The organism is Mycobacterium sp. 852002-40037_SCH5390672 (assembly GCF_001665875.1).
In the GTDB taxonomy this organism is placed as follows: domain Bacteria; phylum Actinomycetota; class Actinomycetes; order Mycobacteriales; family Mycobacteriaceae; genus Mycobacterium.
In genome coordinates this window covers 67,324-81,523 of the sequence record NZ_LZTA01000067.1, presented here as the reverse complement: position 1 = coordinate 81,523, position 14,200 = coordinate 67,324, and the positions used below count along the sequence as shown (strand labels likewise).

Annotated in this window: 13 protein-coding genes and 1 pseudogene; 5 read left to right on the top strand and 9 right to left on the bottom strand. The window is 65.3% G+C overall.

The genetic code is table 11. The features are described 5' to 3' along the window. Positions 1-260 (top strand): annotated as a pseudogene (locus A5782_RS10700) (MMPL family transporter); the annotation flags it as partial. Positions 261-455: 195 nt separating this feature from the next. Here A5782_RS10700 and dnaB read toward each other — a convergent pair. From dnaB to A5782_RS10655, 9 genes are all read right to left on the bottom strand, one after another. Continuing rightward, positions 456-1,832: a replicative DNA helicase gene (gene dnaB, locus A5782_RS10695; protein ID WP_067099171.1), complete on the bottom strand. Its 1,377-nt coding sequence runs from the start codon at positions 1,830-1,832 to the stop codon at positions 456-458. Between the two features lie 532 nt (positions 1,833-2,364). Further along, positions 2,365-2,823 (bottom strand): 50S ribosomal protein L9, encoded by a 459-nt coding sequence (gene rplI / locus A5782_RS10690; protein ID WP_067099168.1) that lies wholly within the window; start codon positions 2,821-2,823, stop codon positions 2,365-2,367. Positions 2,824-2,853: 30 nt separating this feature from the next. Further along, positions 2,854-3,108 (bottom strand): 30S ribosomal protein S18, encoded by a 255-nt coding sequence (gene rpsR / locus A5782_RS10685; protein WP_067099165.1) that lies wholly within the window; start codon positions 3,106-3,108, stop codon positions 2,854-2,856. Positions 3,109-3,147: 39 nt separating this feature from the next. Then, entirely contained in the window at positions 3,148-3,675 is a 528-nt protein-coding gene (locus A5782_RS10680; RefSeq protein WP_067099163.1) for a single-stranded DNA-binding protein, read from the bottom strand. Between the two features lie 114 nt (positions 3,676-3,789). After that, positions 3,790-4,080, bottom strand: coding sequence for a 30S ribosomal protein S6 (gene rpsF, locus A5782_RS10675; RefSeq protein WP_007771721.1), 291 nt, complete (start codon positions 4,078-4,080; stop codon positions 3,790-3,792). A 133-nt stretch (positions 4,081-4,213) separates the two neighbouring features. Beyond that, positions 4,214-4,855, bottom strand: coding sequence for a DJ-1/PfpI family protein (locus A5782_RS10670; protein WP_067099161.1), 642 nt, complete (start codon positions 4,853-4,855; stop codon positions 4,214-4,216). Positions 4,856-4,907: 52 nt separating this feature from the next. Next, positions 4,908-6,563: a glycosyltransferase family 87 protein gene (locus tag A5782_RS10665; RefSeq protein WP_067099159.1), complete on the bottom strand. Its 1,656-nt coding sequence runs from the start codon at positions 6,561-6,563 to the stop codon at positions 4,908-4,910. Beyond that, the gene (locus A5782_RS10660) at positions 6,560-9,031 is read right to left on the bottom strand and encodes a transglycosylase domain-containing protein (protein WP_231986642.1); all 2,472 of its coding nucleotides are present in this window, start codon (positions 9,029-9,031) and stop codon (positions 6,560-6,562) included. Before A5782_RS10660 ends, A5782_RS10665 begins: the two co-directional genes overlap by 4 nt. A 181-nt stretch (positions 9,032-9,212) precedes the next feature. Continuing rightward, positions 9,213-9,647, bottom strand: coding sequence for a DUF5318 domain-containing protein (locus A5782_RS10655; RefSeq protein WP_067099196.1), 435 nt, complete (start codon positions 9,645-9,647; stop codon positions 9,213-9,215). A gap of 426 nt (positions 9,648-10,073) precedes the next feature. Here A5782_RS10655 and A5782_RS10650 point away from each other — a divergent pair, with 426 nt between their 5' ends. From A5782_RS10650 to A5782_RS10635, 4 genes are all read left to right on the top strand, one after another. Further along, the gene (locus A5782_RS10650) at positions 10,074-10,616 is read left to right on the top strand and encodes a PadR family transcriptional regulator (RefSeq protein ID WP_067099194.1); all 543 of its coding nucleotides are present in this window, start codon (positions 10,074-10,076) and stop codon (positions 10,614-10,616) included. A 55-nt stretch (positions 10,617-10,671) separates the two neighbouring features. After that, positions 10,672-11,766 carry an inositol-3-phosphate synthase gene (locus tag A5782_RS10645; RefSeq protein WP_067099157.1) on the top strand — a complete coding sequence of 365 codons (1,095 nt, stop codon included), beginning with the start codon at positions 10,672-10,674 and terminating at the stop codon, positions 11,764-11,766. Positions 11,767-11,905: 139 nt separating this feature from the next. Further along, positions 11,906-13,033 carry an LLM class flavin-dependent oxidoreductase gene (locus A5782_RS10640; RefSeq protein ID WP_067099155.1) on the top strand — a complete coding sequence of 376 codons (1,128 nt, stop codon included), beginning with the start codon at positions 11,906-11,908 and terminating at the stop codon, positions 13,031-13,033. Next, positions 13,030-14,199 (top strand): sulfotransferase, encoded by a 1,170-nt coding sequence (locus A5782_RS10635; RefSeq protein WP_067099152.1) that lies wholly within the window; start codon positions 13,030-13,032, stop codon positions 14,197-14,199. The genes A5782_RS10640 and A5782_RS10635 overlap by 4 nt, the downstream gene beginning before the upstream one ends. Position 14,200: the final 1 nt, after the last annotated feature.

The following is a 14,200-nucleotide window of genomic DNA, read 5'->3' as shown; positions in this document are numbered from 1 at the left end:
CGACCAAGCGCATGGGCGCGATATTCAACGAGTACAAATCGAACAGCTCGGTCATGATCGTCCTCGAGGGCCAAAATTCCCTGGGTGCCGACGCGCACGCCTACTACGACCAGGTCGTCAAGAAGCTCGACGCCGACACCAAACACGTTGAGCACGTGCAGGATATGTGGAGCGATCCACTGACCGGGGCGGGCGCGCAGAGCACCGCGTTCGACGCGGTGCTTTCCAATCAGATCCACTTCATCGGCGACCAAGGAGACGGCAAAGTCCCTGGTGTACAACGCACTTCGTGAGTCCAATAACTTACGGCCGAAAGCCAGTGGGTACCGCCAAAGGAACGGCCGATACTTAGGCCAGCTAACGAGATTCCCATCTTTGTGGCGGATCCGCCGTTTCTACGTCACGAAGATGGGAATTCCGCCACCTTGGATGGGAACCTACACACGCGGCTGGTCCTACCGCGCCATGTTGGTGAAGCGCGACAGGTGCAGCTGGTGCGCGACGGTCACGGTCTTGGTCGGACCGTTGCGGTGTTTGGCGAGAATGAAATCCGCCTCTCCCCCGCGCGGATCGTCGCGTTCGAACGCGTCCGGCCGGTTCAGCAGGATCACCATGTCGGCATCCTGCTCCAGCGATCCCGACTCACGAAGGTCGGACAGCATCGGCTTCTTGTCGGTGCGCTGCTCGGGACCGCGGTTGAGCTGGCTGATCGCGACGACGGGAACCTCGAGCTCCTTGGCCAAAAGCTTGAGATGGCGCGAGAATTCGGATACCTCTAGCTGCCGCGACTCAACTTTCTTTCCCGACGACATCAGCTGTAGATAGTCGACAACGACCAGACGCAGGTCGGCCTTCTGCCGCAGCCTGCGCGCCTTGGCACGGATCTCCATCATCGTCAGGTTGGGCGAGTCGTCGATATACAGTGGCGCCTCGCTGATTTCGCTCATCCGCCGCGCCAGCCGCGTCCAGTCTTCGTCGCTCATGCGGCCGGACCGCATGTCGGCGAGTTTGATTTTGGCCTCCGCTGACAGCAACCGCATGACGATCTCGGACTTGCTCATCTCCAGCGAGAAGATGACGCTGGCCATTCGGTGTTTGATCGAGCACGACCGCAAAAAATCCAATCCCAGCGTCGATTTCCCGACACCGGGCCTGGCCGCGACGATGATCATCTGCCCGGCATGCAAGCCGTTGGTCACCTCGTCGAGTTCGGTAAAACCGGTCGGCACGCCCCGCGCGACGCCGCCGTTGGAGGCGATGGCGTCGATCTCGTCCATGGTCGGCTGCAGCAGATCCTCGAGCGGAACGAAATCCTCCGACGTCCGGCGCTCGGCGACCTCGTAGATCTCCGCTTGCGCGCGGTCGACGACCTCGGCCACGTCAGCGCCCTCGGCGCCCGCGTAGCCGTACTGCACGACCCTTGTGCCGGCCTCTACCAGGCGACGCAGGAGCGCCTTCTCGGCCACGATGGTCGCGTAGTAGCCCGCGTTGGCCGCGGTCGGCACCGTCGAGATCAGCGTGTGCAGATACGGTGCACCGCCGATCCGGCGGAGCAAGTTCCGGCGGTCCAGTTCCGCGGCGACCGTCACCGCGTCGGCCGGCTCACCCCGCCCGTAAAGGTCCAGGATCGCGTCGTAGACGTTCTGATGGGCAGGACGATAAAAGTCGCTGGGCCGCAGCCGTTCGAGCACATCGGCGATGGCATCCTTGCTCAGCAGCATGCCGCCCAGCACCGCCTGCTCGGCCGCCATGTCCTGCGGTGGCTGCCGTCCGAAGTCCTCACTGGGCACCGAGGAATCCATGCCCGACGTCAGGTCATCGACGACCGCCACGGATTCCCTCCTCCCCTTAACTCACGTATCCGAACATACATTCGACAGTCGGCGTTGAGCGTAAGTCAAGGTGCTGACAACCTTCGCCCGATAGCACCCGCACGCCCGGCGCCGGGACGACGTTAAACGTTGCTGCCTAGTAGGCAAAGGGGGTGCTGTTCATGAAGCTGTGGATCGTGTGTGCATATCCATCGACACCTGTGTTGAGCGGGGTGTGGAGAACCTGTGGATTAATGCAAAGGGCTAGGACATCAGTGCAGATACCGGCCATACAACGCCATGGAAACCGTGTGGACAAGAATCTCTACGGCGTGTCGGGCCAGGTTACCGCCCCGGGCGTGTTGGCTTTCCGCCGTATTTTCCCTGCGTTACGGGCCGGTAAAGCGCACTGGAGGAATGCACACCAGAAATAGTTCGCCGGGGAGCGCGTCCGCGATCCTTGGCAGCGGAGTGCAGCCGGGTTCGCCCAGCACAACGAAACCCGGCGGCGGCCGATCATGGCCACCGCCGGGAACGAGCAAATGTCGGGTGCTTAGCTCTGCGCGACGACCTCGAGCGCGACCTCGACGTCGACCTCGGGGTGCAGGTGCACCGCCACCGGGTGGGTCCCGACGGCTTTGATGTGCGATTTGGGCAGCCGCACGATCCGTTTGTCCAGGTTGGGCCCGCCGGCCTTCTTGATCGCCGCGACGACGTCACTGGCGGTCACCGAGCCGAACAACTTTCCGGAATCCGCCGCGGTCTTCACCGGCAGCGGGACGGGGCCGAGCCCCTCGATCGCCGTCTTGAGTTCATTGGCGTGCCCGAGGTCGCGGACCGCCTTGGTTTCGCGGGACCGGCGGATATCTTCCGCCTGCTTCTGTGCGCCGCGTGAGGCCACGATCGCCAAACCGCGGGGGAGCAGGAAGTTGCGGCCGTAACCGTCCTTGACCTCGACAGTGTCGCCGACGGAACCAAGGTGGTCGACGTCAGCCGTCAGAATCAGCTTCATCGTTTCGTACTTTCGGTAGGCCTGCGGCGACTATCGCGCCGAGGAGGTAAAGGGCAGCAGCGCCACCTCGCGGGCGTTCTTCACCGCGATCGCGACGTCGCGTTGGTGCTGCACGCAGTTGCCGGTGACGCGGCGCGCGCGGATCTTGCCGCGCTCACTGATGTACGTGCGCAGCAACGCCGTGTCCTTGTAGTCGATCGTTTGTCCCTTTTTCGAGCAGAAGACACATTTACGCGCCTTGATCGGCTTTTCCGGAGCCGGACGCCGCTTGTTGGACTTGGCCATGTCTGTCTTTCTTTTCGTTTCCTACTGCTGAAGTCTTGGTTAGAACGGCGGTTCGTCGTCTCCGCCGGCGAACGATCCCGACGCCGGGGCGCTGCCCCACGGGTCGTCAGCCGGTGCACTGCTCGCCGGCGCCGCCTGCTGGCGAGATCCGCCACCGCCGCCACCACCACCGCCGAAGCCGCCCCCACCGCCACCGCTGCTGCGGCTGGCCTTGTTGACCTTGGCTGTGGCATACCGCAGCGAGGGGCCGATCTCGTCGACCTCGACCTCGAAGACGGTGCGCTTCTCACCTTCGCGGGTCTCGAAGGAACGCTGCTTGAGCCGGCCGGTGACGATCACCCGGGACCCGCGGGTCAGGCTTTCGGCGACGTTCTCGGCGGCCTCCCGCCAGATGTTGCACCGCAGGAACAGCGCCTCACCGTCTTTCCATTCCCCGCTCTGACGGTCATAGATCCGAGGTGTTGACGCCACGGTGAAGTTCGCGACGGCGGCACCCGACGGCGTGAACCGCAATTCGGGGTCGGCGGTCAGGTTTCCGACAACCGTGATAGTGGTGTCACCAGCCACAATTTCCTCCTGGGTCCGCCGCTCGGGTGGTGGATGTCATGAGCGTACTTTCGCTGAACTCTCCACAGCCTAAGCAAGTGCGCCGACGAGAAGCACGCGACGCAGCCAAGGCTGTTAGTGCTTGTCGGTGCGCATCACCTTGGTGCGCAGTACTGACTCGTTGAGGCTCAGCTGGCGATCGAGCTCGGATACCGTCGCCGGCTCGGCCTTCAGGTCGACGACGACGTAGATGCCTTCGGCGTGCTTGGCGATCTCGTAGGCCAGACGGCGCCGGCCCCAGATATCAACCTTGTCGACGGATCCACCATCCTTGCGGACGACGTTAAGGAACGTCTCCAAGGACGGGGCAACGGTGCGCTCGTCGAGCGTGGGGTCAAGAATGACCATGATTTCGTATGGACGCATGGAAACCTCACCACCTCCTCTGGTCTGTGCGGCCACGGTCGATCCGTGGCAGGAGAGTCGCCTGCGTCGGCAACCGCATCAGGCTACCGGATACCGGGCTGACCAGAAAAATCCGGCCCCTGGGGCAACCTCGCTATTGCCGGCCAGCCAAGTATTCGTCGGCCCTCGCCACCGTCGCGGCATCGGCCTTGGCGAGCGTGCCCGAGTCGAAGGGTGGCTGCGGGTCGTATTCGATGAGCAGCTGAGCCGCCTGTGCGGCCTCGCGATCGACGAGCAGTTCCACCAGACGTAAAGCCATGTCGATGCCGCTGGACACGCCGGCGGCGGTGATGACCCGATGCGGCAGGTGTTCGACGACTCGTTCCGGCACGTAGCGGGCGCCCAGGCCGTTGAGTAACTCAGCGGCGCGCCAATGGGTGGTGGCGGTGAGCCCGTCCAACAGTCCGGCCGCAGCGAGCAGCAGGGCACCGGTGCACACCGAGGTGGTGAACCTGGTGTTGGGGTGCACCCCTTGCAGCCACGCCCGGATGGCCTCGTCGTGAATCAGCTGTCGCGTGCCGATGCCGCCGGGGAACACCACCACATCGGGTGCGTCCACCTCGTCGAAGGTCGCGTCGCAGCTGACACCGAGCATGCCGTTCTCGGTCCGCACCTCGCCGCGGTAATGCCCGACGAACACGACGTCGATTGACGGAATGCGTTGCAGCACCTCGTACGGGCCCACCGCGTCGAGTGCGGTGAATCGCGGGAAGATCGGGATCGCAACCTGGGTCACGGCGCCACTCCTCCGATCCCGGCTACGCCGGCATCATCGTCGTCGACGCGGGTCATGGCGCCCCGCTTGCCACCGCGGGTCGCTCGTCGACGCTGTCGGATGCCGGGATAGTCGAGCGGCGCGACCCAACCGGCCGCAACCAGTCCGGCAACCACCCGGGTGGGGCGTCAGGCGCGTGGTCGAAGGGGCCGCCCGCCGGATCGTCCACCCGTCCGCCCCATCGCACCAAGTCTTCACCGGGCCGGTATATCTGGCGAATCACCAACGCGCACAAGGCGATCACCGCGACGTCCCGCAGCAGCACCGTCGTGGTGAAGAACTGCTCCGGCAGCGAGCGGTTGGGGTTGCCGTAGAGGTAATACATCCGTGGCACCCATACCAGCGCGTCGACGGTCATCCACGCCAGCAACAGCCGGCGATGCGGCAGTGCAAGCACCGCCAGCGGCACCAGCCACAGCGAGAACTGCGGACTCCACACCTTGTTGGTCAGCAGGAAAGCCACGACCACCAAGAACACCAGCTGCGCCACCCGCGGCCGTTGTGGAGCGGTCAAAGCGATGAACGCGATCGCCGCACAACACGCCAAAAACGACACCGCGACAACGGTGTTGAGTACTGTCGGCGGCTGCCAGAATCCGAGCTTGGGATCGAAACCCCGCCAGCCGGTGAACGATTTGATGACGTTGTACAGCGAATCCATGTCGTCGCCGCGTCGCGTATTGAGCCGGAAGAACTCCGACCATCCGCGTGGAAAGAACACCATCACGGGCAGGTTCACCAACAGCCAGGTCACCCCGGCCGCCACCGCGGTGCGGCACCACGCACGCAGACGTCCGGTCCGAATTCCGAGCAGCAGCATCGGACCCAGGAACAGCAACGGATACAGCTTCGCGGCGGCCCCCAATCCGATCAGCACACCGGCCAGCACCGGTTTTCGTCGCGCCCAGGCCAATAGCCCGGCCATCGCGAAAGCCGTTGCCAGGGCGTCGAAATTGGTGAAAATCTGGAAAATCAATATCGGCGAGCCGGCCACCAGTGCGGCATCCCAGATCCGCCGCCCGGCCAGGCCGGCGCTCGCCCAGACGGTGGCCAGCCAGGCCAGCGCCAGCCCGAATGCCGCGACGTTGAAGAACATCACCACCTCGGCGACCACCGGAAGCGGGGCGAGCTTGCTCAGCGCGGTGTAGGTCTTGGCCAGCGCCATCGACACGTACTGATAGACCCCGGTCAGCACCGGATATTCCATGTAGCGCACCGCGGGCTTGCCGTCGTAGCGGATCTGCTGGGCGCCGGTGGAGTCGGTCTCGACCCAGCTCGACTTGTAGGGAAACTTGCCCTGGCTCAACAACTCTGCGCCGTAGAGCGGCACGGTGTCGGAGTAGCACAACTCGTAGTAGGCGCGTTGATTGTCCCAGTTGGCCACGCGCTGATCGCCGGGCCCGGTGCCGGTACTTTGCAGACAGGCCGCCTTCGTCGACCAGCCCAGCGCCAGGAACACCAGCGCGATCAAAAACATGACCCGCACCGGGGTCATCAGCCGAGAGCGGCCGATCAGCGCGTGCCGACCCACCGGTCCCCCGACGACGTCGGCGAGCGCGGCGCCCAGAAAGTCGGTGCGGCTCGGGCAATCTCGGTTGTCGGCGCTACGCAGATCCGCGGCCAGCCGCTGTGGTGAGGTGGTGGCGCCGTGTTCCGCGGCGCCGGTCACGGTGGCGGTGGCGGGGCTTGGAGCCCACCCGGCGGAACGCCACCACCCGGCGGAAAGCCACCACCCGGCTGGCCACCAGGCGGGCCGCCCTGCTCCGGACCACCCGGCGGACCACCGGGCGCGGGTGGCGCCAATGTGATCGTGGTGGGCGGACCGACCGGGATGGTGATGCCGGGCGCCACTTCGATGGTGGGCTGGATGACGGTCTCTGAGGGCGGCGGGGGCGGTGGCGGCGCAACGGGCACACCCGCGTAGCCGCCGATCTCGGTCGGCTTGGGGAAGGATTCGTTGGAGGTGCCCTTGAGCGCGCCGTCCATAGTGGACTTCCAGATGTCCGACGGCAGGCCCGAGCCGTAAACCGGTCCGCCCGAAGCCGTTACCAGCGGGCTGTCGCCTTTGGCCGTGCCCACCCACACCGCCGTCGACAGCGACGGCGTGTAGCCCACCATCCAGGCGTCCTTGTTCGAGGTGGTGTCACCGAGCTGGGTGGTCCCGGTCTTGGCCGCCGACGGCCGACCGCCGGCCAGGGCGTGGCCGCGTGAATAGCTGGCGATCGGGACCATGGCCGCGGTGGTGTTGTCGGCGACGGCCTTGGGGATGCGTTGCTCGGTCTTGTTGTCGGAGTTGGCGGCGTCGAACAGGACCTGGCCGTCGGAATTGACGACCTTTTGCACGAAGTGCGGACGGTGATAGACGCCGGAGGCCGCCAGCGTGGCATACGCCGAGGCCATGTCGAACACTCGGGTTTGATACTGGCCCAGCACAACTCCGTTGTTGGGTGGTCCGCCCTTGCCGTCCTCGGACAGGGTGTGGTCCACACCGGGGAAGCTGGTCGCGACGCCGGCCTGGTGCGCCGCGTCGGCGACGGCCTGGGGACCGCCCTTGAGCTTGAGCATCAGCCGGTAGTAGGAGGTGTTCAACGACATCTTTAGCGCCTGGGCGATGTTGCAGGTCCCGCAGCTCTCGCCCTCGACGTTGGTGATCTTGATGCCGTCGACCGTCAGGGGCGAGCTGTCTATCTGGAAGCCGAGGCCGATCCCCTGCTCGAGCGCGGCAATCAGGCAGAAGACCTTGAACGACGACCCGGTCTGTAGGCCGGCCTGAGCGAAGTCGAACCCGTTGGCATCGGTGCCACCGAAGTACGCACGGATCGCGCCGTCGTGCGGGTCGACCGAGACGGCGGCCGAGCGCATATCGGGGTCTTGGCCGTCGAGATACTTCGACACCGCCTTCTCCGCCGCCTGCTGGGCCTTCGGATCGATGGTCGTGGTGACCTGCAGGCCCTGGGTGTTCAGCGTCCGCTCGTCGATGTTGAACAGCTCCATCAACTCTTTGGTCACCTGACGTTCGATCAGCCCGTTGGGCCCGGTCGTCTGGTTCTGCGCCCGCGCCTGATCCGGCGGCACAGTCGGTGGGAACTGCTGCGCGGAACGGTCACTCGGAGACAGCGCCTTGGTTTCCACCATGCCGTCGAGCACCCACGCCCAGCGCGCACGGGCGCCCTGCGGATCGACCGCCGGGTCGAGCGAGGAGGGCCGCCGGATGAGCGCCGCCAGCAGTGCGCCCTCGGAGACCGTGAGCTGCTCGACGGGCTTGTTGAAGTAGGCCTTGGCGGCGGCTGAAATCCCGTAGGCGCCCCGCCCGAAGTAGATGATGTTCAGATAGGCCTGCAGCACATCGTCTTTCGACCACTCCCCCGACATCTTGGTGGCGATGACCAGTTCTTTGGCCTTGCGCATCAGGCCGCTGATCCCGTGCTGCGCCGAACCCACCAGCGCGTTTTTCACGTACTGCTGCGTGATCGTCGACCCTCCCTGCAGGTCGCCGCTGCCGAAGAGGTTGTTGTCCACCGCGCGCACGAAGCCGCTGAAATCGAACCCGGGGTTCGAGTAGAAATTGCGGTCTTCGGCGGCGATCACCGCCTGGCGCACGTGCACGGGAACTTGGTTGATGTTGACGTCGACCCGATTGCCTTCCGGCGGGATGATTTTGGCGATCTCCGAGCCGTCGCTGGCCAGGATGGTCGAAACCTGGTTGGTGCGAAGGTCACCCGGCTTGGGAATGTCGACGATGAAGTACGCCATCGCGAACGTGACGATGGGCAAGAGCACCAGCACCGCCGCGCAGAGGTAGGCCGCTCGCCGCACCCAAAGCCAGTTGACCTGCTCGGTCCACGCCCAGTCGCGCCACGGGGGGAGGGGTCGCCCGCCGGGACCGCCGGGTCCGCCCGAGCCTCCGGGCCGCCGGGGCGGTGGGGGCGGTCCACCGGGCGGACCACCGCCGAGACGCGCCCGCTCGTGCCGGCCGGACGTCGGCCCGCGGCTGTCCAGTGCGGCCTTGACCTCGTCGAGCGCGTCGCGCCGTAAGGGCGTCGACGGCGGACCGGCCAGGGCGGCTTTGACTTCGTCGATGGGATCGGAGCGTCGGGGCGCCCGGCCATCTTTGACGGGCGGCAGGATCGTGGTCAGACGATCGTCGGGTGGAGCCTGACGGCGACGATTGGACGCCGGTGCCGTATCCCGTCGTTCGGGAGCGCGAGGATCGGCGTCCGGACGGTCGAGGTCCGGACGCTCGCGAGAACTCTGATTGCCGACATGCTCAGTCGCTGGCCCACGTTGGTCGCCGGACGACTGGCTGTGGCGTCCTTCGTTATTCAATGGCCGTGCGGGCGTTGTTGCGCGCCGTCCGCGTGCGTCCGGTGCCCCTGGGAGGAGGTGCCGTGCGCGCCGCACCGAGCACATATGACTTGACGAGATGGTTCCAGCTGCAGGTCCGGCACACCTCCACCACGTGGACGGCGAACTCGTCGAACCGGGTTGCCAACATCACCAATTCTTCCGCTGTGCGCGCCGAGCCCGAGACCGCACCCAGGTGTTCGCCGAACACCCACGACACCAGCGTCAGCTGCTCCTTGCGGCAGATCGGGCACATGACCTGGCTCGGTTTCCCGTGAAACTTGGCGGCGCGCAGCAGATACGGGTTCGCGTCACAAACCTCCGTCACGCCGGTGCGGCCCGAGTAGACCTCGGCCAGCAGTGAGCGCCGCCGGAGCGCGTAATCCACCACTTGTCGCTGCAGTCGCACGCCCACCAGAGTACGTCGCCATCCCGAGCAGTGATACGCAACCGAATCCGTGGCGGTCCGTGCCGGGTGAGCAACGGTGGTTTACGCGCCAAACCGACCCTGCACGCGAAGCCGTCCGACGCTAAAACCCCGCACCTGATCGCCGAGCCGGGAACCGAGCCAGCCACTGCGGGTGTGCGCTCGCTGTCGCTGCACGTCGCCGGCGATTAAGGAGGCGGCTAGATCCCCTTCGGGCGACGGCACCGTCAAGCAGATGAGTCTGCCCATGTAAAGGACCGTCCCCCGGCGTAATTCACACCCCCCGCACTGTGACGAACTGCAAACCAACGGTTAGTGGTGTTGTGGCTAATATATCGAGACGATACGATTGCGCGAGGCGTCGAACCGTCGTAACCAGCCATGCAGATTTTTCAAGGAGGTGAATCGATGCTGGAGCTTGCCATCCTGGGTCTCCTGATCGAATCGCCCATGCACGGCTACGAGTTGCGCAAACGGCTGACCGGCCTACTCGGTGCGTTCCGGGCGTTTTCGTACGGATCGCTCTACCCGGCCCTGCGGCGCATGCAGGCCGAAGGGTTGATCGCCGAGAACGCCGCCCCGGCCGGGACGCCGGTCCGGCGGGCCCGGCGCGTCTACCAGCTGACCGATGAGGGCCGCGGGCGCTTCGGTGAGCTGGTGGCCGACACCGGTCCCCACAACTACACCGACGACGGCTTTGGGGTCCACCTGGCCTTCTTCAACCGGACTCCGGCAGAGGCGCGGATGCGCATTCTGGAAGGTCGCCGCCGTCAGGTCGAGGAACGGCGGGAAGGTCTGCGCGACGCCGTTGCGCGGGCCAGTAGCTCCTTCGACCGCTACACCCGCCAGCTTCATCAATTGGGGCTCGAGTCCAGTGAGCGCGAAGTCAAGTGGCTCAACGAGCTCATTGCTGCGGAGCGGGCCATGCCCGGCCTTTCCGAGCAAACGTAAACCCCTGCACGACCCAGCATCCCAGTCAGAGGTTAGAGGTTAGGAGAACGCCCATATGAGTGAGAAGAACGCGCCACAGGCGTCGACGGAGGTACGAGTCGCCATTGTCGGCGTCGGTAACTGCGCGTCTTCGCTGGTTCAGGGCGTCCAGTACTACTACGACGCCGACGCGAACAGCACCGTGCCCGGCCTGATGCACGTGAAGTTCGGCCAGTACCACGTTCGCGACGTGAAGTTCGTCGCCGCGTTCGACGTCGACGCCAAGAAGGTCGGTTTCGACCTGTCGGAGGCGATCTACGCGTCGGAGAACAACACGATCAAGATCGCCGACGTGCCGCCGACCAACGTGACGGTGCAGCGCGGCCCGACGCTGGACGGCATCGGTAAGTACTATGCCGACACCATCGAGGTGTCCGACGCCGAGCCCGTCGATGTGGTCCGTGCGCTGCGCGAAGCCAACGTCGACGTGTTGGTGTCCTACCTGCCGGTGGGCTCCGAGGAGGCCGACAAGTTCTACGCGCAGTGCTGCATCGACGCCGGCGTGGCCTTCGTCAATGCGCTGCCCGTGTTCATCGCCTCCGACCCGGTGTGGGCCAAGAAGTTCGCCGACGCGGGCGTCCCGATCGTCGGCGACGACATCAAGAGCCAGGTCGGGGCGACCATCACCCACCGCGTGATGGCCAAGCTGTTCGAGGATCGCGGCGTGCAGTTGGACCGCACCATGCAGCTCAACGTCGGCGGCAACATGGACTTCCTCAACATGCTCGAGCGCGAGCGGCTGGAGTCCAAGAAGATCTCCAAGACGCAGGCCGTGACCTCCAACCTGCAGCGCGAGTTCAAGACCAAGGACGTGCACATCGGTCCGTCCGACCACGTCGGCTGGCTCGACGACCGCAAGTGGGCCTACGTGCGGCTCGAGGGCCGCGCCTTCGGTGACGTGCCGCTGAATCTGGAGTACAAGCTCGAGGTCTGGGACTCGCCCAACTCCGCGGGCGTCATCATCGACGCGGTGCGCGCCGCCAAGATCGCCAAGGACCGCGGCATCGGCGGCCCGGTGATCCCTGCGTCGGCCTACCTGATGAAGAGCCCGCCGCAGCAGTTGCCCGACGACATCGCGCGCACCCAGCTCGAAGAGTTCATCATCGGTTAGGTACACCCCGTTTTTGACCCGCGAGCGTAACGCCAGGGCGATTTTCACGGCTGGAATTCGCCACAGCGTTACGCTCGTGGGCTCTCGTCCGGCTAAATCGTCGACATGATGCTGTGCAGGTGCTTAGCATCATGTCTCGATGACCGTTCAACCCGCGGCGTTCCTCCGCACGACGCTCCCCCTTGACCTGTCCGGACTCGCAGCACTCGACAGCGGTCGGTACCACTCCGTCTGGCTGCCCGATCACATGGTCAGCTTCTGGCCGGACTCGATCTGGACTCCCGAGTTCACCGACCTGGCCACCGCTTCCCCATCACCGCACCGCCACCTGGACGGCCTCGCGGTAGCGGCCGCGGCGGCCGTGCTGACCGAGCGGGTCCCTTTGGCCAGCGCCGTGGTGGATACCGTGCGCCGCCATCCCGTGCTGCTCGCGCAGACGGCGTTGACCATCGATCACCTGTCCAAGGGACGTTTCATCCTCGGGCTGGGCAGCGGCGAGAGCGAAAACACGCTGCCCTACGGCTTCGACTTCTCGCGTTCGGTCAGCCGGTTCGAGGAAGCGCTGGCGGTGATCCAGTTGTTATGGCGCAGCGATGGCCCGGTCGACTTCGACGGCAAGTTCTATTCGCTGCACCATGCCCGGTTGGACACCGAGCCCTACGAGGGACGGCTACCGCCGATTTGGATCGGCGGTAGCGGCCCGCGGATGCTCGACATCGCGGGCCGGTATGCCGACGGGTGGTGGCCGGCGGGCGCCTGGACTCCAGAGCATTACGCCCAGATGCTCTCCGCGGTGCGCGCATCCGCAGATCGCGCCGGCCGCGATCCGCTGGCGATCACGCCGTGCTTCATCCAGGTGTGTCTGATCGGTGACGACGGCGACGCCCTCGCCGAGATCCTGCAGGCTCCCCTGGTCAAGGCCTTTCTGTTACAGGTCTCTGCGAAGACGCTGCACGACTTCGGCTTTGCACACCCGATGGGCGACAACTGGCGGGGATTCCAGGACATCGACCCGGCCGTTCTCACCCGAGAACGGATCGTGGAGTTTCTGGACAACGTGCGGCCCGAGATGGTCCTGGCCGTCGTACCCCATGGCACACCGAAAGAGGTCGCCAAAATCGTCAAGACGTATGTGGACGCCGGCCTGCGCGTGCCCAAGATTCTCGACTACGGCGCCATGGCCGGTTTGAAATACGCACAGGCTTCGGCGGCGAACGTCCGTGCGGCCGAGGATGAACTCGTGCGGTTATGTGGAGACCTGTCGTGACAACACGTTTGGACGCCGCCGAGATGCTCGCCGCCGCCGAGGCGGAGACCGGATTACGCGACTACGGCGACCCCACACTGCCCGAACGCTTCACCGTTGCCGTCGATCACCTGAACGGCCTCGGCATGGACGCCGATGGCCGTTTCGAAGCCGCGCAGGCGTGTCGTTGGCTGCTGACGTCGCGTCTTGAACTCATCGAGGACCGCAACCGCTACCCGATCGGCGCCGAAGCGATCGAATCCCCGATGTTTGTCACCGGCGAACCCCGTTCGGGGACAACGCTTATGCACGCCCTGATGTCCGTCGACCCGCAAGCTCGGGCGTTGCGGTTCTGGGAGGTGATGTATCCGTCTCCGCCCCCGGGCCTGGCCGCACCCGACGACGACCGCCGGGCCCGGGCCGATGCCGATTGGCGTGAGATCAACGCCAAGATGCCGAAGTGGCTGCACAGCCACCCCTACAACGACATGCTGGGCGACGGCCTTCCCGAAGACGAACGGACCTGGGCGTTCGACTTTCGGGTGATGACCCCCACCGCGTGGTGGCGGGTACCCATGCAATCGCTGGTCGGCGGTCTGGCCACCGACCCGGCAGCACAATACCGGTTGCACAAGGCCATGCTGCAACAACTGCAATACAGCCGTCCCCGAAAGTACTGGGTGCTGAAGGGTTTTCACGGATTCCGGCTCCAGGAGATGTTCGAGACCTATCCCGATGCCACCCTGGTCTGGTTGCACCGCGACCCGGTTCAGGTCGCCGCGTCGCGCACCATGATGATGGCCGACATCGCCGAGGGCATGGTCGGTCCCGTCGACCTGCATGCCTTGGCGAAGACGCATCTGGAGTTGACGCGCTCCAGCATCGCCAACACGATGACCAATCCCCTGGTCGACGATCCACGGATTCTGCACCTGCGCTACACCGACTTCATCGCCGATCAGGTGGGGACGGTGCAGCGCTACTATGCCTTCGCCGGGCGCCACCTGACGCACGAAGCAGAAGCCGCGATGCGCGCCTATCTGGCCGACAATCCCGGCGACCGCCATGGCAAGTTCCGCTACTCCACCCAACTGCTCACCGACATCGGCGAAGACCTCGACGCGCTGCACGCCGAATTCCGGGCGTTCCGTGAGCGATTCGGTGTCGAGATCGAGAACCGCGGCTGAC